The 19417-nt window shown below is 68.0% G+C and carries 18 protein-coding genes; 8 read left to right on the forward strand and 10 right to left on the reverse strand.

The genetic code is table 11. From position 1 onward, the window contains the following. Positions 1-89: 89 nt before the first annotated feature. Positions 90-866: an SDR family NAD(P)-dependent oxidoreductase gene (locus BM133_RS24075; RefSeq protein ID WP_093439449.1), complete on the forward strand. Its 777-nt coding sequence runs from the start codon at positions 90-92 to the stop codon at positions 864-866. A gap of 25 nt (positions 867-891) precedes the next feature. On the opposite strand, the gene BM133_RS24080 is transcribed toward BM133_RS24075, so the two are convergent. The 6 genes from BM133_RS24080 to BM133_RS35585 all read right to left on the reverse strand — a co-directional run bounded on the left by BM133_RS24080 (position 892) and on the right by BM133_RS35585 (position 7625). Then, positions 892-1146, reverse strand: coding sequence for a hypothetical protein (locus BM133_RS24080; RefSeq protein WP_013539587.1), 255 nt, complete (start codon positions 1144-1146; stop codon positions 892-894). A 133-nt stretch (positions 1147-1279) separates the two neighbouring features. Next, a complete protein-coding gene (locus BM133_RS24085) occupies positions 1280-1741 on the reverse strand; it encodes a hypothetical protein (protein ID WP_093439452.1) in 462 nt (153 codons plus the stop codon). A 34-nt stretch (positions 1742-1775) separates the two neighbouring features. Then, entirely contained in the window at positions 1776-2186 is a 411-nt protein-coding gene (locus BM133_RS24090; RefSeq protein ID WP_093439454.1) for a hypothetical protein, read from the reverse strand. Between the two features lie 151 nt (positions 2187-2337). Further along, entirely contained in the window at positions 2338-4905 is a 2568-nt protein-coding gene (cphA, locus tag BM133_RS24095; protein ID WP_093439457.1) for a cyanophycin synthetase, read from the reverse strand. A 76-nt stretch (positions 4906-4981) separates the two neighbouring features. After that, positions 4982-7291, reverse strand: a complete 2310-nt coding sequence (cphA, locus tag BM133_RS24100) for a cyanophycin synthetase (RefSeq protein WP_093439459.1) — start codon at positions 7289-7291, stop codon at positions 4982-4984. A 136-nt stretch (positions 7292-7427) separates the two neighbouring features. Continuing rightward, positions 7428-7625, reverse strand: a complete 198-nt coding sequence (locus BM133_RS35585) for a hypothetical protein (protein ID WP_256219341.1) — start codon at positions 7623-7625, stop codon at positions 7428-7430. Between BM133_RS35585 and BM133_RS24105 the strand changes: the two genes are divergently transcribed. Continuing rightward, on the forward strand, positions 7608-9650 hold the full coding sequence (locus BM133_RS24105; protein ID WP_256219342.1) for a cyanophycin metabolism-associated ABC transporter: 2043 nt from the start codon (positions 7608-7610) through the stop codon (positions 9648-9650). The two genes, BM133_RS35585 and BM133_RS24105, sit on opposite strands and share 18 nt — an antisense overlap. Continuing rightward, the gene (locus BM133_RS24110; RefSeq protein ID WP_093439464.1) at positions 9647-10132 is read left to right on the forward strand and encodes a cyanophycin metabolism-associated DUF1854 family protein; all 486 of its coding nucleotides are present in this window, start codon (positions 9647-9649) and stop codon (positions 10130-10132) included. The genes BM133_RS24105 and BM133_RS24110 overlap by 4 nt, the downstream gene beginning before the upstream one ends. 7 nt (positions 10133-10139) lie before the next feature. Here the strand turns inward: BM133_RS24110 and BM133_RS24115 are convergent, their stop codons facing one another. Then, a complete protein-coding gene (locus tag BM133_RS24115) occupies positions 10140-11282 on the reverse strand; it encodes an acyltransferase family protein (RefSeq protein ID WP_093439467.1) in 1143 nt (380 codons plus the stop codon). 87 nt (positions 11283-11369) lie between these two features. Continuing rightward, entirely contained in the window at positions 11370-11780 is a 411-nt protein-coding gene (locus tag BM133_RS24120) for a DUF2177 family protein (protein ID WP_093439470.1), read from the reverse strand. Between the two features lie 77 nt (positions 11781-11857). Here BM133_RS24120 and queC point away from each other — a divergent pair, with 77 nt between their 5' ends. Continuing rightward, complete coding sequence (gene queC / locus BM133_RS24125; RefSeq protein ID WP_093439472.1) at positions 11858-12571, forward strand: 7-cyano-7-deazaguanine synthase QueC; 714 nt, start codon at positions 11858-11860, stop codon at positions 12569-12571. Here queC and BM133_RS24130 read toward each other — a convergent pair. Then, entirely contained in the window at positions 12553-14343 is a 1791-nt protein-coding gene (locus BM133_RS24130; protein ID WP_093439475.1) for an ABC transporter ATP-binding protein/permease, read from the reverse strand. The two genes, queC and BM133_RS24130, sit on opposite strands and share 19 nt — an antisense overlap. A 108-nt stretch (positions 14344-14451) precedes the next feature. Next, positions 14452-15012 carry a phosphonate degradation HD-domain oxygenase gene (locus BM133_RS24135; protein ID WP_093439478.1) on the reverse strand — a complete coding sequence of 187 codons (561 nt, stop codon included), beginning with the start codon at positions 15010-15012 and terminating at the stop codon, positions 14452-14454. A gap of 178 nt (positions 15013-15190) precedes the next feature. Between BM133_RS24135 and BM133_RS24140 the strand changes: the two genes are divergently transcribed. The 4 genes from BM133_RS24140 to BM133_RS35590 all read left to right on the forward strand — a co-directional run bounded on the left by BM133_RS24140 (position 15191) and on the right by BM133_RS35590 (position 19345). Beyond that, on the forward strand, positions 15191-16225 hold the full coding sequence (locus tag BM133_RS24140; protein WP_093439480.1) for a putative 2-aminoethylphosphonate ABC transporter substrate-binding protein: 1035 nt from the start codon (positions 15191-15193) through the stop codon (positions 16223-16225). A 118-nt stretch (positions 16226-16343) separates the two neighbouring features. Next, on the forward strand, positions 16344-17426 hold the full coding sequence (locus BM133_RS24145) for an ABC transporter ATP-binding protein (protein ID WP_093439484.1): 1083 nt from the start codon (positions 16344-16346) through the stop codon (positions 17424-17426). A 3-nt stretch (positions 17427-17429) separates the two neighbouring features. After that, a complete protein-coding gene (locus BM133_RS24150) occupies positions 17430-19145 on the forward strand; it encodes a putative 2-aminoethylphosphonate ABC transporter permease subunit (protein ID WP_093439487.1) in 1716 nt (571 codons plus the stop codon). A gap of 65 nt (positions 19146-19210) precedes the next feature. Continuing rightward, the gene (locus BM133_RS35590; protein ID WP_256219343.1) at positions 19211-19345 is read left to right on the forward strand and encodes a hypothetical protein; all 135 of its coding nucleotides are present in this window, start codon (positions 19211-19213) and stop codon (positions 19343-19345) included. Positions 19346-19417: the final 72 nt, after the last annotated feature.

Below are 19417 nucleotides of genomic sequence, written 5' to 3' on the forward strand. Positions count from 1 at the left end.
GTGTGCGTAGTTTTGCGGAATTTATCTTTCTGCCGGTAATTTTTAAAGTCCACCCATCGATCCACCGATCAACCACCGAGGACTTTGAAATGACCGCTTCCACCACCACCCCATCCCGCATCGCACTCATCACCGGCGGCAGCCGGGGCCTGGGCCGCAGCGCCGCGCTGGCGCTCGCCGCCGATGGCGTCGATGTGATCCTGACCTATGTGTCGAACGAAGCCGGCGCGCAGGCGGTGGTGTCGGAGATCGAGGCGAAGGGGCGCCGCGCCGTCGCGCTCAAGCTCGACGTCGGCGACAGCACGGCCTTCGCCGCGTTCGCCGAGTCGGTGAAGGCGGCGCTCGCGGCCACCTGGCAGCGCGAGCGCTTCGACTTCCTGGTGAACAACGCGGGCGTGGGCCTGCACGCGAACTTCGAGGACACGACCGAAGCGCAGTTCGACATGCTCTACAACGTGCACTTCAAGGGCACGTACTTCCTCACGCAGAAGCTGCTGCCGCTCCTCAACGATGGCGGGCGCATCGTCAACGTGTCGTCGGGGCTGACCCGGTTCTCGATGGCCGGTGCATCCGCCTACGCCGCCATGAAGGGCGCCGTGGAAACGCTCACGCGCTACCTCGCCAAGGAACTGGGCGCGCGCGGCATCGCGGCGAACACGATCGCACCGGGCGCGATCGCGACCGACTTCAGCGGCGGCATGGTGCGCGACAACCCGCAGGTGAACGCGATGGTCGCCGGCTTCACGGCGCTCGGACGCGCGGGCCAGCCCGATGACATCGGCGGTGCGATCGCGGGCTTGCTCGGGGAGGGGAATCGCTGGGTGAATGCCCAGCGCATCGAGGTGTCGGGCGGGATGCTGGTCTGAACGCGCGGGGGGTGCCGCGCGGACCTCAGTTTTTCTCGAGTTCGGTGACTTGCAGGGACAGGTCGAACAGTTTGGACTTGCTGGCGTAGTAGCGGTCCAGGCGCCATTCCTTCAGGATGTCCATGGCGAGTTCGAAGCTCTTGTAGTCCAGGCTGTAGAGGGTGACCAGCTCGAAGCTGCGTTCGGACTCGAGGGCCAACACGAGCTGGGCCAGGATCTTGGCCGATTCGTTGGCCGGGTCCGTTTCTATGAATCGGCGAGCGACCTTGATGGCATTCATGGGAAAGAGTTCCTCGGTGGGCAGGGACCGAGAACTATAGCTAGCACGACTGTGTGTTTTATGACAGTCGTGTGACAAGCAAGGACATCGCCCGGCCACCCGCGCAAAGCGGGGCCGTGGGCGTATGCGCCGATCAGCGCAGCGGTGCCGGCATCGGCATGGGCCGCGGCGCCATGACAGGGTCGGGCGCGCGGTCCATGGGCATCGGCGCCGGCATCACGACCGTCGTGACCGATTCGCGGATCACACCGCCGCCCATCACGCTGCCTTCGACACTGGCGCTGGTGTTGCCCGCGCCGCCGAGCACGCGGGCTTCGCAATCCCTGCGGTCGCCGGGCGATTGCTGCAGGCCGCAGCGTGCGAGCGCATTGGCGCGGTAGTCCGGTGCACCGGTCAGGCCGCCGCGCGCGGCTTCCTGGCGAGCGGCCCCGGCTTCGCGGATGCAGGCTGCGCGGTCTTGCTGGTTGTGGCCGCAGACCGAAAGCTCTTGCTGGTAGATGCCGCCACGGCCGCTCTGTGCGTTGGCCAGGGTGGCGCCGGCCATGCCGCCAACGGCGAGCAGGGCGAGGACGATCGAACGGGTGTTGCTTTTCATGATGTGCTCCTTGGTCTCTGGAGTGGTCAGCAAATCAACGCGCCGGCGCGGGCTGCGCCGGCAGGGGCGTCACGGTTTCGCGGATCACGCCGCCGCCCATCACGCTGCCTTCGGTGGTGGTGCGGGCGCCGCCCTTGATGCGGGCTTCGCATTCGGCCTGGTCGGCCGCGGGCTGCTCGGCGCAGCGCGCCAGCGAATTGACCTGGCCCCGTGCCGGGCTCGGCGTGGTGAGGCCGGCGCGGCCGGCTTCCTGTTTCGCGGCGCCTGCTTCGCGCAGGCACGCCGCGCGGTCTTGCTGCACGCCGTCGCAGGTCGCGCGTTCTTGCTGCATGCGGACGCTGGACCCTGGCGCCTGCGCGCTGGCCGTCTGTGCGCCGAAGACGATGAAGCCGCTGGCGGCGAAGAGGGCCGTGGCGGAAAGAAGGGAACGAACTGTTGTTGTCATGCGGGCTCCTGGTTGGGGCGCGTCCTCCGAGAGGTGCGCGACCGGAGCCACAGTGTGGTGCTGGCCCGGGCCCGTGACGTGTGGGACAGCCCCACTCACCGGGCGGGCCGGACGCGCCCCTGTGTGTGGGACACGTCCGTCAACCCCGGTGTCAGCCTGCTGCGATGCGTTGCGCCAGGTGAGCGAGCGCTTCCTCGACCTGGTCCACGAGGATCAGCGACAGGTCGCCCGGCTGCAGGCGAGCCAGCGCCGTGTCGATTGCGACGAACTCGCCGCGGATCTCGTCGATGTAGCGCGTGCGCGCCGCGCCCTGCAGGCCTTGGCGCAGCAGCGCCATGACTTCGCCGTCGGCGCGGCCCCTTTGCGCCGCGTCCTGGTACAGGATCACGTCGTCGAAGGCTTCGCCGAGGATCGCGGTCTGGTCGCGGATGTCCGAATCGCGCCGGTCGCCCGCGCCGCTGATCACCACCGAGCGCTTGTTGGCCGGCATGGTGTCCACGGCCGAGACCAGCGCGCGCATGGCGTCGGTGTTGTGGCCGTAGTCGGCGATCACGGTGGCGCCGCGGTAGTCCATGACGTTGAAGCGCCCCGGCACGCCGGCCGCGTCGTTCATGAAGCTCGCAAGGCCGCTGCGGATGGTGTCCCAGTCCAGGCCCACGGCCCAGGCCGCGGCCACCGAGGCCATCACGTTGTCGACCTGGAAGCCGATGGTGCCGTTGCGCGTGATGGGCACGTCGCGCAGCGCGATGCGCTCGCGCCACGAGCCTTCGGCCGCGACCAGCGTGTCCTGGTCCACATAGACGGTGCGCTTGCCTTGCGCGCGGTGCGTGGCCATCACCGGGTGCATGCGGTCGGCGGTGAAGAAGATCACATGGCCGGGGCAGCCGGCCGCCATCGCGGCGACGTTCACGTCGGCCGCATTCAGCACCGCGTAGCCGTCGGCCGCCACGTTGCGCACGATCACGCGCTTGAGCACCGCCAGGTCTTCGACGGTGGTGATGTAGTTCAGCCCCAGGTGGTCGCCGCTGCCGATGTTGGTGACCACGGCCACCTGGCAGCGATCGAAGCCCAGGCCCTCGCGCAGCACGCCGCCGCGGGCCACTTCGAACACGGCCGCATCCACGTCGGGGTGCATCAGCACGTTGCGCGCGCTCTTGGGGCCGCTGCAGTCGCCGCTGTCGGTCTGGCGGCCGTCGACATACACGCCGTCGGTGTTGGTCATGCCGGTGCGCAGGCCGCTCGACGTGAGCAGGTGGTTGATCAGGCGCGCGGTGGTGGTCTTGCCGTTGGTGCCGGTCACGGCCACCACGGGAATGCGGCCATCGTCGCCGTGGGAGAAGAGGGTGTCCATCACCGCCTCGCCGACCGCGCGGCCGCGGCCGAACGAAGGCGAGATGTGCATGCGCAGGCCCGGCGCGGCATTCACTTCGACCACGCCGCCGTGCTGCTCTTCGAGCGGGCGCAGCACGTTCTCGCAGACCATGTCGACGCCGCAGATGTGCAGCCCGACCATCTGCGCCGCATCGACCGCGCGCGCGGCCACTTCGGGGTGAACGGTGTCGGTCACGTCGGTGGCGGTGCCGCCGGTGGACAGGTTCGCGTTGTTGCGCAGCACCACGCGCTGGCCGCGCGCGGGCACGCTCTCGGGCGTGAGGCCCTGCGATTCGAGCCGGCCGATGGCGATGTCGTCCAGGCGGATCTTGGTGAGCGAGGTGGCGTGGCCTTCGCCGCGGCGCGGATCGAGGTTCACCGTGTCCACCAGCTGGCGCACGGTGAGCGTGCCGTCGCCGATCACCTGCGGCGGATCGCGCCGTGCGGCGGCCACGAGGCGGTCGCCGACCACCAGCAGGCGGAAGTCGAAGCCGGGGAGGAATTTCTCGACCATCACCTCGCCGTAGACGGCGGCCGAGTCGTAGGCCGAGGTCAGTTGCTCCTGCGTGGTGATGTTGACGGTGACGCCCTTGCCCTGGTTGCCGTCCTGCGGCTTGACCACGACCGGCAGGCCGATTTCTCCTGCCGCGGCCCAGCCGTCGTCGGCGCTGGTGACGGGGCGGCCCAGCGGCACCGGCACGCCGGCGGCGTTGAGGAGTTGCTTGGTCAGCTCCTTGTCCTGCGCGATGGCTTCGGCCACGCCGCTGGTGCTGTCGACTTCGGCTGCCTGGATGCGGCGCTGCTTGGAGCCCCAGCCGAACTGAACCAGGCTGCCGCTGGTCAGGCGGCGGTAGGGAATGCCGCGCGCCACGGCGGCATCGACGATGGAGCCGGTGCTCGGGCCGAGGCGTTCGGATTCGTCGAGGTCGCGCAACTCGGTGATGGCGGCCGCGGCATCGAAGGCGGTATCGGCCAGGGCGGCTGCGATCAATTCTTCGGCCAGTGCAATGGCCCGCCGGCCGACAGGTTCTTCGCTGTATTGAAAGGTGACCTGGTAGACGCCGTCTTCCATCGTTTGCGCGGTGTGGCCGAAGTTGACCGCGCAGCCGGCCTGCGCCTGCAGCGCCACGGCGGCGTTTTCCAGCACATGGGCGAGCGCCAGCGGCTGGCCCAGCACCATCGGGTGCAGTTCGCCGATGGTGGGGAAGCGGGCGCGCAGGCGGGCCTCGAAACCGGCCAGCTTGCTGATGGCGTTCTCATCGCCTTCGCAGGCCACGACCGCCTCGATGGCGGTGTGGCGGCTCCAGAGATTGGGCCCGCGAAGGGCTCGGATGCGGGTGACTTTCATGGGGCTACGGCACGCTTCGCGCGATTTCTTTTCAGTTGGACGATGGGACCCGCCTCGTGGGAGGCGTCATGGCGCATCAGGCAAATTGTTGTTGTTGGGGATGTTGCGACGAGAGCGGCTGCGTCTGCGACAGCTGCAGCGAGGCCAGCGCCGCTTGCAGGTCGGCCTCGAAGGCTTCGACGCCGGCGCCGATCAGGTTCAGCGGAATGCCCATGGCCCAGCCGGCGGCCACGGCGGCCAGCAGGCTTTCGAGGCTCACGCCGGCATGGGTCGCGCGCCAGATCGTCAGGCGCCCGAGGCCGGGCAGGAACGATTCGCTCGTGCCGTTGGCCAGCACCACGCGGTCCTGGCGCACCAGCACGGCCTTGCCGCCCGCGGCCTGGTGCGCGGTGAGCGCGGCAGCCTGCGGATCGGCGGCGTAAAGAATGACGGCGCCATCGCACAGCGGCGCAAGGCCGGCCACGCGCGCATCGCCCGCATTCAGTACGGCGGTGCCTTCGCCGAGCACCACGTCCACTTGCGTGCGCAGCACCTTGACCATCTGGTCGCTCTCGGTGATGTCGTAGTCGCCGAGCGCTTCGGCGCCTTCCAGGTCGGTCACGATGCCGACTTCGCAGCGGTCGTAGGCCAGGCCGTCGCGCAGGATGGTCTCGGCGCCGTTCTCGATCACGACGGCTTCGACCGCGCGGTTCACCAGCAGGCGGTGGCCGGCGTCCCAGTTGGCGCTGTTGCGCGCGTCGACGCGGCGGCGTTCGAGGAACAGGCCGTCGCGGCAGGCCAGGCCCGTGTGGCGGCCGCCCAGGTTGATGAGCCAGGCCACCAGGCGCGCGAGCACGGCGGTGTCCTGCGAGCCGGCCACGCCGACCACGGGAATGCGGCCGGGCGCATCGTTGGGGAACAGGTGGTCGCAGATCGCGCGGCCCACCGGACGCGGCGAACCGACGGCCGGCTTCAGGTGCATCAGCAGGCCCGGGCCGGCGTTGACTTCGACGATCGCGCCGCGCTGCGGGCCGAGCGGCTTGGAGATGTCCAGCGCCACGAGGTCGATGCCGGCGATATCGAGGCCCACCACGCGCGCGGCCAGCACGGCGGCATGCGCGACTTCGGGGTGGACCTGGTCGGTGCAGTCGTTGGCCATGTTGCCGTTGCGCTGGATCGTGACCACGCGGCCGGCGGCCGGTACGGCGGCGCCGTCCAGTTCCTGGCGCTTGAGCTCGAGCTGCAGCTTGGCGTCGGTGGCCAGCACGATCAGGTCGAGCGGGTATTCCTCTTCGGCGCCGCGGCGCGGGTCGCTGTTGAGCTGCTTTTCGATCAGTTCGGCCACGCTGAGCTTGCCGTCGCCGGTCACGGTGATGATCTCGCCGCGTGCGGCCGCCACCACTTCGCCGCCCACCACCAAGAGGCGGTGTTCGTGGCCGCGGATGAAGCGCTCGACCATCACGTCGCTGCCTTCGGGCTCGGCGACCGCAAAGGCGGCCATCACTTCTTCGCGCGTCGTCAGTTCGAGCGACACGCCGCGGCCGTGGTTGGCGTCCGAGGGTTTCACGACCACCGGCAGGCCGATGTCTTCGGCGGCTTCCCAGGCTTCCTCGGCGTTGGCGACGATCTGGCCTTCGGGCACCGGCACGCCGCAGCTGGCGAGCAGGGACTTGGTCAGTTCCTTGTCGCTGGCGATCGATTCGCCGATGGCGCTGGTGTAGTCGGTCTCGGCGGTCCAGATGCGCTGCTGGTTGGCGCCGTAGCCCAGTTGCACCAGGTTGCCGCTGTTCAGGCGCATGTGCGGGATGCCGCGGTCGGTGGCGGCGGACACGATGGCTGCGGTGCTCGGGCCGAGGTAGCAGTCCTCGACCTTGGCCTTGACCGCCTCGACGGCCTTTTGCACGTCGCCAGCGGTGAACGGATCGTTGTTGATGGCCGCCATCAGGAGGCGGTGGCCCTCGGCCAGCGCCACCCGGGCGACCTGCTCGTCGCGCGCCCGGAACACCATGCGGTAGACGCCGTGCTCCGAGGTGCTGCGGGTTTGCCCGAAGCCGGTCGGCATGCCGGCCAGGTTCAGCAGTTCGATCACCACGTGTTCGAGCACGTGGCCCGACCAGGTGCCTTCGGTAAGGCGCTGGATGAAGCCGCCGCGCTCGCCCACGCCGCAGTGGTGCTCGATGAGCGCCGGGAGCAGGGCCGTGAGGCGGTCGGTGAAGCCGTCGATCTTGTTGGAGGGGAAATCTTCCAGTTGGCCCAGGTCGAGCCAGACTTCGAGCACCGGACGGTAGGTCCAGAGGTTGGGACCGCGCAAATAGTTGATGCGCAGCAGGCGGATGTCGTCGAAACGGGTCATGAAAACGTTCGATGTGCTTTGGCCGAGCACCACGGCGCCTTCAAGCGCGCCCATGGCGATCAGTCAGAATCGGCGCCCGACAAAGGACGCCATGAAGCGGTCCCCGCGGCCCGCGACGGGCAAGAGTCAAAGAAACACAATGCAACATCACGATCCAGTCGGCACCCGGGAGGGCGAAATCGAGGCGGCTTCAGGCGCGCTGAAAAACCGGCTCGCAGTCGCGGAAAACGTTCTGGTAACACTCGCGGTTGACCTCGATTACGAACTTCGTTTCGCTTCCGGCCTGGTTGCCCTGACTGACCAGCGCCTGATTGCGCTGGAACCGGGTGGCGAATGGCGTGAGTGGCCACTCACAGAACCCGCACTTCAGTTGCAGCTGGCCGACCATTCGGGCGTCGGCACGCTCGACCTGATCGGCCCCGATGGCCGCCTGGCGCGCTGGCGCTACACCCTCGCCAGCCAGGCCAATGCCCTGCGCCTGCTCAAGCTGTTCGGCCAGCGTGCCGCCGATGTCGCGGAAGCGACACCCGAAGCCATCGACGCGGAAGAACCGGCCGACACCGAACTTCAGACCCCGCCCTCGACCTGGGTGCTGCTGCGCCTGGGCCGTTTTGCCAAGCCTTACCGCAAGCAGCTTTTCCTGGGGTTTTTCCTGACCCTGCTGTCGACCGCCGCCACCTTGGTGCCGCCGTACCTGACCATCCCGCTGATGGACGACATCCTGATCCCGTTCCAGAACGGCAAGCAGATCGACCCGTCCCGCGTCGGCCTCTACCTGAGCGGCCTTTTGGGCGCGGCGCTGCTGGGCTGGGGCCTGGGCTGGGCGCGCACCTACCTGCTGGCGCTGGTGTCCGAGCGCATCGGCGCCGACCTGCGCACCAGCACCTACGAGCACCTGCTGACGCTGCCGCTGGACTATTTCGGCGGCAAGCGCACCGGCGACCTGATGTCGCGCATCGGCTCGGAGACCGACCGGATCAACGTCTTCCTGTCGCTGCACGCGCTCGATTTCGCCAACGACGTGCTGATGATCGTGATGACCGCGGCCATCCTGATCTCGATCAACCCGCTGCTCGCGGTGGTCACGCTGGTGCCGCTGCCCTTCATCGCCTGGATGATCCACGTGGTGCGCGACCGGCTGCGCACCGGCTTCGAGAAGATCGACCGCGTCTGGTCCGAGGTGACCAACGTGCTGGCCGACACCATTCCCGGCATCCGCGTGGTCAAGGCCTTCGCGCAGGAACGCCGCGAGGCCGACCGTTTCCGCACGGCCAACGCCTACAACCTGCAGGTCAACGACAAGCTCAACCGCACCTGGTCGGTGTTCACGCCGACCGTGTCGCTGCTGACCGAAATCGGCCTGCTCGTGGTGTGGGGCTTCGGCATCTGGCAGGTCTCGCGCGGCAGCATCACGGTGGGCGTGCTGACCGCCTTCATCGCCTACATCGGCCGCTTCTACACGCGCATGGACTCGATGAGCCGCATCGTCTCGGTCACGCAGAAGGCCGCGGCCGGCGCCAAGCGCATCTTCGACATCCTGGACCACGTGAGCAACGTGCCCGAGCCGGCGAACCCGGTGAAGGTGGAGCGCGTGCAGGGGCGCATCGAGATGAGCGGCCTGGGTTTCCGCTACGGCTCGCGCGCGGTGATCCACGACCTGGACCTGGTGATCGAGCCCGGCGAGATGATCGGCCTGGTGGGCCACAGCGGCTCGGGCAAGAGCACGCTGGTCAACCTGATCTGCCGCTTCTACGACGTGACCGACGGCGCCATCAAGGTCGACGGCACCGACATCCGCCGCTTCGCCGTGGCCGACTACCGGCGCCACGTGGGGCTGGTGCTGCAGGAGCCGTTTCTGTTCTTCGGCACCATCGCGCAGAACATCGCCTACGGCAAGCCCGACGCCACCCGCGCGGAGGTGGTGGCCGCCGCCCGCGCCGCGCATGCGCACGACTTCATCCTGCGCCTGCCGCACGGCTACGACTCGCTGGTCGGCGAGCGCGGGCAGGGCCTCTCGGGCGGAGAGCGCCAGCGCATCAGCATTGCGCGCGCCTTGCTGATCGACCCGCGCATCCTGATCCTGGACGAGGCCACCTCGGCGGTGGACACCGAGACCGAGAAGGAAATCCAGAAGGCGCTGGACAACCTCGTGCAGGGCCGCACCACCATCGCCATCGCCCACCGGCTGTCGACGCTGCGCAAGGCCGACCGGCTCGTGGTCATGGACCGCGGCGAGGTGGTCGAGGTCGGGCCGCACGATGCGCTCATGGCCAGGCAGGGCGCCTACTGGCGGCTCTACCAGGCGCAACTGCGTCAGGGCGACGACGATGCGAGCGAAGGCGCGGCCGACGAGCGCGCCGGCGCGCAGCTGCCGCTCGTCAGCCACGCAGCACATCCGGCAGGTGACGCATGACCCCCGACAACACCACCACCATCACCTTCGCCATGGAGCGCGACACCTTCGGCCGCCTCGTGCTGACCGACGCGCAGGGCGAGCGCCATGTGGGCATCACGCCCGTGCGCGCCTTTCCGCTCACGGCGCCCGGCGAAGGCATTTCGCTGGTCGGCGGCGACGGCCGCGAACTGGTCTGGATCGACCGCGTGGAGATGCTGCCGCCGCAGACCCGCGCACTGCTCGAAGAAGAACTGGCGGTGCGCGACTTCGCGCCCACGCTGCTGAAATTGCACAAGGTTTCCAGCTTCGGCGTGCCCAGCACCTGGACCGTGAGCACCGACCGCGGCGACACCAGCTTCGTGCTCAAGGCCGAGGAAGACATCCGCCGCCTCGAAGGCGGCGCGCTGCTGATTGCCAGCGCGCACGGCGTGCAGTTCCGCATTGCCGATGCGAAGGCGCTCGACCGGCCTTCGCGCAAGCTGCTCGAGCGCTTCCTCTAGAGCCGATTCAGAGCGGGCTGCGGTTGTGGCCCGGTTGCAGCGCGCCAGCGGCGTCGCAGCCTGGCAGCGGCGTCTTCGAGAGGGCCGCTAGCTTCACCGCCTTGGCCCAGCGGTGGCCCCAGTCGGTGATCGGCTTCTCGAACCAGCGGTAGAGCTGGTCCGAGAGCACCAGCGCCACGGCGAACGAAAGAAAAAGCAGCGTGCCGCCCACGATGGTGGGACCCGGCAACACCGCGATCACCGCGTGCGCGGCGGTGTACTGCACCAGGTACATCGCATACGAGCGGTGCCCGACGAACGCCAGCGGCTTCGATGCCAGCGCCCGGGCGACCCAGGTGCGGGCGGCGATCAGGGCCGGGATCAGCATTGCGATCAGCAGGCTGTACACCGCGATGGCCGACGCATCGCCGATGCGCCCGGCGATCAGCGGAAAGCGCCGGTGCACCACCAGCAGCGCCAGCACGAGCGCGATGGCCGCGCCATGCGTCATGAGGCAGCGAACCCACCCGAAGGTGCGGCGCGTGTTCATCAGGATGGCCAGCCCCGAGCCGAACAGCATGCCGACGTAGTTCTGCGGCAGCAGGAGTTTCCATTGGAAATCGCCGATGCCGATCATGGCCAGCGCCGCGAGGCAGAAGCCGACGGTCGCCAGGCCCGACCTGAGCGTCATGCCGAAGACCACGAGCAGCGTGGGCCAGACCAGGTAGTACTTCCACTCCACGCCCAGCGTCCAGGTCATGTGCAGGGGTGCCATGTCGGCCAGCTCGTTGAGCAGCGTCAGGTAGTACGGCATGGCCGCCTTCATCTGCTCCCAGGTGCCGTTCTGCGCACCATGGCTCAGGCCCAGCACGGCCAGCAAGACCAGCAGGTAGAGCGGCAGCAGGCGGGTGGTGCGGCGGATGTAGAACGCCTTGAGCGACACGCCGCCAGTGGTGTCGCGCTCGCGCAGCAGCAGCGTGGTGATGAGGAAGCCGGAGAGCACGAAGAAGGCGTGGACGCCGAGCCAGCCCGAGAAGCGCGTCCAGCCGATGCCGCCGAAATGGTCGCTGAAGACGAGGAAGACGGAGACGGCCCGAAGACCGTCGAGTGCGGCGAAATTGCGTGTGCCCTGAAAGTCTTCGAAGCTGATCGCGGTGCCGCGCTCGCCCATCTTGTTGTCCCCTGCATCGTTGGTGCAGGATTTTGCCTTGACAAGGCGTTACAACCACCATGACTAAAGTCATAGTGTGGGACGAAATCAACGCCCGGCGTACCAGCGCAACGCCAGGGCGCCCGCCGCGGCGGCCACGCCGCTCACCAGCGTGCCCCAGGCGATGTCGATGAACGACAGGGCCAGCGGCCAGTTGCGGATGACCGCCAGGTTGGTCAGGTCGTAGGTGCCGTAGCAGAAGAGCCCGAAGAGCCCGCCCAGCACCGCCGCCCGCGTCACGCTCTGCGCATCGGCGCCCGGCAGGATCGCGAAGACCAGCAGGCCGATGGGGTACAGCAGGTAGAACACCGCCGCGAAGGCCAGCCGGGGCTCGGGCGACATCAGGTCGCCCATCGCTTGCTGGTACAGGTTCTTGGCAACGACGCCGAGCCAGAGCATGTCGATCACCAGCAGCACGATGAAGGTGGCGGCCCATGCAAGAAGGTGTTTGGTGCTCATGCGCGGGATCGTATTCGCGCTTTCGGCCCGGCCTGCGAAAATCGCGTCTTTGGACTACAACGGCCCCGCTGACGGACATGCCCCTGCACACCACCGCCCTCGTCTTGTTCTCCGGCGGCCAGGACTCGACCACCTGCCTTGCCGATGCGCTCTCCAAATACCAGCGTGTGGAGACGCTGGGCTTCGACTACGGGCAGCGCCACCGCGTCGAGCTGGACGTGCGCGGCACCATCCTCGCGCAGCTGCGCGAGCGCTTTCCCGACTGGGCGCCGCGCCTGGGCGAAGACCACGTGCTCACGCTCGCGGCGCTGGCCCAGCTGGGTGGCTCCTCGCTCACCGACGAGGTCGCCTTCGCGATGCAGGCCGACGGCCTGCCCAACACCTTCGTGCCCGGGCGCAACCTGCTGTTCCTCACGCTGGCCGGCGCGCTGGCGTACCGGCGCGGCCTGCAGGTGATCGTCACCGGCGTCTGCGAGACCGACTTCTCCGGCTACCCCGACTGCCGCGACGACACCATGAAGGCGATGCAGCTCGCGCTCTCGCTCGGGCTGGAGCGCCGCCTGGTCATCGAGACGCCGCTCATGTGGATCGACAAGGCCGAGACCTGGCAGATGGCGCAGCGCCTGGGCGGCGAGCCGCTGGTCGAGCTGATCGTGGAAGAGACCCACACCTGCTACCTCGGCGATCGCGTGCACCGCCAGGCCTGGGGCTACGGGTGTGGCGAATGCCCCGCCTGCGACCTGCGCAAGAAGGGCTGGGAGCGTTACTCCGATCAGGCCGCTGCCGGCTGAATCGACGAGGTGTCCAGCCGGTAGCGCGCGCCACCGGCGGCGCCTTCTTCCTGCGGCACCAGCGTCCAGCGCTGGTTGTGGAAGTCGCCGACCGCCGCGCGGTGCGCGATCGACACCATCGCGCCGCCGGCCGCATGCACCGTGTCCGACAACCGCTTGTAGAGCTCGCCCTCGGCCTTGGCATCGAGGGCGCTGGTGATCTCGTCGGCGAACAGCCATGCCGGCTTCTTCAACAGCACCCGCGCGATGGCCAGGCGCTGCTGCTCGCCGCCGGAGAGCTTCTGGCTCCACGAATCGCTGTCGTCCAGGCGGCTGGCCAGGTCGGGGAGCAGGGCGTCGGCCAGGGCCTGGCGCAACTGGTCGTCGGTGAAGTTCGCGGCGGGGTTTGGATAGGTCAACGCATCGCGCAGCTTGCCATCGGGCACATAGGGCCGCTGCGGCATGAAGACGGCATCGTCCGGCACCTGCACACGGCCGCGCGAGAAGGGCCAGATGCCCGCAAAGGAGCGGAACAGCGTCGACTTGCCGCTGCCCGAGGGGCCCTGCAGCAGCACGCTGTCGCCCGGCAGGACCGAGAACGCGGCGCTTGAAAGCAACGGGGTGCCGTTGGGCAGGGAGACCGCCAGGTCGCCGGTTTGCAGCATGGCCGCCGGGTCGCGCTGCAGGGCGTTCTCCCGCGTGGCGTGGGCGCGCATGGCATCGTCGAAGGTGGTGAGACGGTCGGTGGTGGCGCGCCACACGGCCACGCTGTCGTAGTTGTCCACGAACCAGCTGAGGGACTCCTGCACCTTGCCGAAGGCCGAGCCGATCTGCATCAGGTGGCCAAGCTGGAAGGCCCCGCCGAAGTACTGCTGCCCCGCCACGAGGAACGGAAAGATCACGGCCGCCTGCCCGAAGAACGAGGTGAAGGTCACCAGGTTCTTCTGCTGCTTGATCAGCAGCAGGTAGTTGCGCAGCACGTCGCCAAAGCGCAGGCCGAGCTGCTCGCGTTCGACCTTTTCCCCGCGGTCCAGCGCGATGGCTTCGCTGTACTCGCGCACGCGCACCAGGTGGTGCCGGAAGTCGGCCTCGTAGCGCTGTTGCCTGAAGTTCAGCCCGATCAACGGGCGGCCGATGAAGTGGGTGACGACCGTGCCGGCAATCGAATATCCCAGTGCCACCCAGACCATCGCGCCGACGATCTGGTAGGTGGTGCCACTGAACGTGAAGGAGAAGTTGCCCGACAGTCCCCAGAGCAGGCCGATGAAGCTCAGGAGCGTGACGACGGCATTGAGCAGGCCCATCGACAGCGACATCGTGGCGCTGGTGAACATCTGCATGTCTTCCTGGATGCGCTGGTCGGGGTTGTCCGGCGCCTGGCCGTTCTGGCCCGCATAGCGCGCGAGTTCCAGGTGATAGAAGGTGCGATCGGCCATCCAGCGCGCAAGGTAGCTGCGCGTCATCCAGGCGCGCCAGCGCAACTGCAGCAGCTGGGTCACGTAGAACTTGAGCACCTGCACCGCGATGTTGGCGAACGCGATCCAGCCGAAGACGCCGACCTCGCGCCAGAAGACCACCGAATCCTTGTTCTGCAGCGCGTCGTAGAAGCGCCCGTACCACTGGTTGCCCAGCACCGCCACGTACACATAGAAGAGATTGAGCGCCACGATGGCCAGCAGCATCGTGCGGGCCCGCCATTTCTCCTCGGACCGGAAGTAGGGCGCCGCCAGCGTGAAGACGCGGCGCAGAACCTGGATGAACGAGCTCGCGCGCGCCGTGACGGATGAAGACATGCAGATTTCCTCGCAGGCGCAGGTGCGCCGGACATCATGAGGAAACCATAGTAGACAAATGTTTCTTAAACGGACCTGAAACCTGGCCGCCGGACCGCAAAAGTTCCGTCAGCGCAACAGGACCCGCGCAGCCGTCGCAAGAAAGTGCGCGAGCGGCGGCGTCTTCAGCCCTTCGACCTTCGCCTCTTCATCCCACAGCCGCAGCCGCACCGCATCGCCGGCCCAGCGGTGCTCGGCAAAACGGCTCGCCGCCGCCGCATCCATCACCCCGCCCTGCAGCGCCAGGCTGCGCACCGAATCCGGCGAGAGCCTGGAGAAATAGTCCGGCCGCGTCGCGCACAGGTAGCGCTTGGCATCCACATGCAGCCGGATCGGCTCGCGCACTTCCACATCGAAGGCGCCGCGCAAAAGAGGCAGCGCGATGTATTGATGGCGGTCGTCGATGCCCAGTTCGGTGGGCGATTGCACGAGCGTCTGGTGCTCGGCGATCAGCAGGTGGCCCAGGTCGTGCAGCAGCGCGGCCGTGACGAGCGCATCGCCCGCGCCCGCCTGCTCGGCGAACCACGCGCACTGCAGCGCGTGCTCCAGCTGCGACACCGGCTCGCCCGCGTAGGCAACCCCGCCGCGTTCGGCGAACAGGCGGGCGATCTCTGCGAGGTCGAGTGTCATGGAAGTGAAACGGAAGCGCGTGCGACAGCCCGTGAAGCGTCGCCGTGCGCCATGACATCCGTGTGACGCATCTGACAAACCCCTGTCACATGGCGCTGCGAGCATCGCCGCGTTCACGGCCGAGGTCGTGCGTACTTTTGTCCGCGTCATTTCCAATTTTCCCGAGGGATTTCCCATCATGCTGCTTCGCTTCATCCGTCGTGCCGCCGTGCCAGCCGCCCTGTTCTCGCTGGCGTTCGCAGCCTTTGCACAGGGCCGCACCGAACTGCTGGTCTACACCGCGCTCGAAGCCGACCAGGTGCAGGCCTACAAGGCCGCGTTCGAAAAGGAAAACCCCAGCATCGAGCTGAAGTTCGTGCGCGATTCGACCGGCATCGTCACCGCCAAGCTGCTGGCCGAAAAGGCCAACCCGCAGGCCGACGTGGTGTGGGGCCTGGCCGCCACCTCGCTGATGCTGCTGGACAAGGAAGGCATGCTCCAGCCCTACGCGCCCAAGGGCCTGGACGCCATCAAGCCCACCATGCGCGATCCGGCCAATCCGCCCAAGTGGGTCGGCATGGACGTGTGGTCGTCGGCCATCTGCTTCAACACCGCCGAAGCCACGAAGAAGAACCTGCCCAAGCCCACGAGCTGGGCCGACCTCGCCAACCCGATCTACAAGGGCCAGATCACCATGCCCAACCCCGCGGCATCGGGCACCGGCTACCTGATGGTGTCGGGCTGGATCCAGATGATGGGCGAAGAAAAAGCGTGGAAGTACATGGACGCGCTGCACCAGAACATCGGCATCTACAGCCAGTCGGGCAGCAAGCCCTGCCGCCAGGCCGGCGCCGGCGAGTTCGCCCTCGGCATGTCCTTCGAATACCGCGCCAACAAGACCAAGCGCGACGGCGCGCCGATCGACATCGTGCTGCCCAAGGAGGGCCTGGGCTGGGACATGGAAGCCACCGGCATCATCAAGACCAGCAAGAAGCAGGAAGCCGCCAAGGCGCTGGCCGACTGGGCTGTGACGAAGCAGGCCAACGAGCTGTACGCAAAGAACTTCGCGGTGCTCGCGCTGCCGGGCATCCAGGAGAAGCTCGAATTCGTGCCGGGCGACGTCGAGAAGCTGCTCGCCAAGAACGACTTCACCTGGGCTGCCGCGAACCGCGACCGCATCCTGACGGAATGGTCCAAGCGCTACGAATCGAAGTCCGAAAAGAAGCCGATGTAATGAGCTCGCCCCCAGTCTGCGCGCACTTCGTGTCGCTTCGCCAACCCCCTACCGGGGGCAACACCTGCGGCCCGGCAAAGCCGGTTCCGCGGTGTTCCTTGACTGACGGGCTTCGACCATGACCAGTTTTCTTTCTCTCCGCGGCATCGGCAAGTCCTTTGGCGCCACCCGCGTGCTCGACGGCATCGACCTGGACATCGAGCCGGGCGAATTCGTGTGCCTGCTCGGTCCCTCGGGTTGCGGCAAGACCACGCTGCTGCGCATCGTGTGCGGCATCGAGCGCGCCGACAGCGGGCAGATCCTGCTGGGCGGCCAGGACATTGCGGGCCTGCCGCCCGCGGCGCGCGGCTTCGGCGTGGTGTTCCAGTCGTATGCGCTGTTTCCCAACCTCACGGCGGCGCAGAACATCGCCTACGGCCTGCATCCCACCGGCGCCCTCGCCCGCGAGATGGCCAGGCGCTCGCGCGAGATGCTCGACCTCGTCGGCCTCGCCGCGCATGCCGACAAGTACCCGGTGCAGCTCTCGGGTGGCCAGCAGCAGCGCGTGGCCCTGGCCCGCGCCCTGGCGCCCAACCCGCGCCTGCTGCTGCTGGACGAGCCGCTCTCCGCGCTCGACGCGCAGGTGCGCGCGAGCCTGCGCAGCGAGATCCGCTCGCTGCAAAAGCGCCTGGGCATCGTCACCATCATGGTCACGCACGACCAGGAAGAAGCCCTCTCGATGGCCGACCGCGTGGTGCTGATGCACAACGGCCGCATCGAGCAGGCCGGCACGCCCGATGAGCTGTACCGCCAGCCGCGCACCCGCTTCGTCGCGGGCTTCGTCGGCCGCATGAACATGCTGCCCGCGACCGTGCTGGCCGACGGCAAGGTGCGCGTGCGGGACAGCGAACTGTTCTGCGCGCCGGGCAACCTCAACAGCTTGAGTGTGGGTTCGCAGGCCACCGTGGGCATCCGTCCCGAGCACGTGGTGGTCAAGCGCTTCGGCACCGAGCTGGGCGCCAACAGTTTTGCGGCACGTTTGCTCGACACGGAATTCTTCGGCAACCGCACCTCGGCGCGGCTGGCCTGCGAGCCGCTGGGCATCGAGATCGAAGCCGAGCTGCCCGCGGATGCGCGCTACGGCGGCGAAGAGCCGCTGGTGCCCAGCAGCATGGTGCACATCCAACTGCCTTTGAATGCACTGTCGGTCCTGGCGCACTGAGCCATGAGCAGCACCCCCGACGCCATCGCCGCCCGGCCGATGGCGATGCCGCGCACGAGCGCGTTCGACCGCGAGCGCTGGCTCACCGGTGCGGCGGTTGCCCTCGTCGTGCTGCTGTTGGTCGTGATCGTCGCGCTGCCCGTCGGCGCGCTGGTCGGCCAGAGCTTCTTCGATCGCACGGGCGCCTTCGTGGGCCTGGCGAACTTCGCGCGCTACCTCGACAGCCCGGCGCTCGTGCAGTCGGCCTTCAACAGCCTGTGGATCGCCGCGGTCAGCGCCGTGATCTGCACGGCCATCGCCTACGTGTTCGCCTACGCGCTCACGCTCTCGTGCATGCCGGCCAAGGGGCTGCTGCGCGCGGTGGCGCTCATCCCGCTGCTCGCGCCTTCGCTGCTGCCGGCCATCAGCCTGGTCTACCTGTTCGGCAACCAGGGCCTCTTCAAGGGGCTGATGGGCGATGCCTCGATCTACGGGCCGCTGGGCATCGTGCTCGGCTCGGTGTTCTGGACGCTGCCGCATGCGCTGCTGATCCTCACCACCGCCATGGCCACGTCCGATGGCCGCCTCTATGAAGCGGCAGAGACGCTCGGCGCCTCGCGCTGGCGCATCTTCCGCACCGTGACACTGCCGTCCTCGCGCTACGGCCTCATCGTGGCCGCGATGGTGGTGTTCGTGCTCGTCATCACCGACTTCGGCGTGCCCAAGGTGGTCGGCGGGCAGACCGGCGTGCTCGCGACCGACATCTACAAGCAGGTGGTCGGCCAGCAGAACTTCCAGATGGGCGCGGTGGTCGGCCTCGTGCTGCTGATTCCGGCGGTGCTGTCCTTCCTGGTCGAGCGCCACGTTCGCGGCAAGCAGGCCTCGGCGCTCTCGGCACGCGCCACGCCATACCGGCCTGAACCGGTGAAGGTGCGCGATCGCGCTCTGCTCGCGTTCTGCGTGCTCACGGCCTTTGCCATCCTCGTGATGATCGGCATGGCGGTGTTCGCATCGCTGGCCACCTACTGGCCCTACCAGCTCGCGCCGTCGCTGAAGAACTACGACTTCAGCAACATGGACGGCGGCGGCTGGGGCAGCTACTTCAACTCGCTGCGCCTTGCGCTGTGCGCCGCGCTGGCGGGTGCGCTCGTCACCTTCGTCTCGGCCTACCTGGTGGAGAAGCCGCGCCACTTCGGCCTCTTGCGCGAACTGCTCAACCTGCTGGCGAACCTGCCGCTCGCGGTGCCGGGGCTGGTGCTGGGCGTGGGCTACATCTTCTTTTTCATCTCGCCGTCGAATCCGCTGAACGGCCTCTACGGCGGCATGACGATCCTGGTGATCTGCACGGTGGCGCATTTCTTCTCGGTAGCGCACCTCACCTCGCTCGCCGCGCTGCGTCAGCTCGACCGCGAGTACGAGCTGGTGTCCGAGTCGATGGGCGTGCCGTTCTGGCGCACGCTCTGGCGCGTGCACCTGCCGGTGGCGCTGCCGACCGTGCTCAACGTGGGCGGCTATTTCTTCGTCAACGCGATGACCACCGTGTCGGCCGTCGTGTTCCTCTACTCGCCGCAGACCACGCTGGCCGCCATCGCCGTGCTCAACATGGACGATGCCGGCGACGTGGCGCCCGCGGCCGCGATGGCCTCGCTGATCATGCTCACGGCCGCCATCGGCCGCGGGGTGTTCGCACTGGCCGGCCACTGGGCGCTCGAGCGCACCCAGGCCTGGAGAAACCGGTAGCGTCTGGCCTCTCTCGGCGCGGCGTCCGACTTGACGCGCAAGGCGGCGGGCATAGCATCCGCCGCATGAGAAGCACAGCACTCGCTCTTCTGTTCTGCATCGGCTTCCTCGCAGCCGGTTGCGACGACAAGCCCAAGCCGGGTGGGCCGATGCCCAAGGCTTCGGCGAACGTCACGCTGCCGGTCGTGTCGGTGAGCTGATCCGCGTCTCGCGCGCGCAGGCGGCCCCGCGCCGCCGGACATTACGTGCCCGCGTCTTCGCGCCGGAGGGTT

This window comes from Variovorax sp. 770b2, assembly GCF_900115685.1.
GTDB lineage: Bacteria > Pseudomonadota > Gammaproteobacteria > Burkholderiales > Burkholderiaceae_C > Variovorax.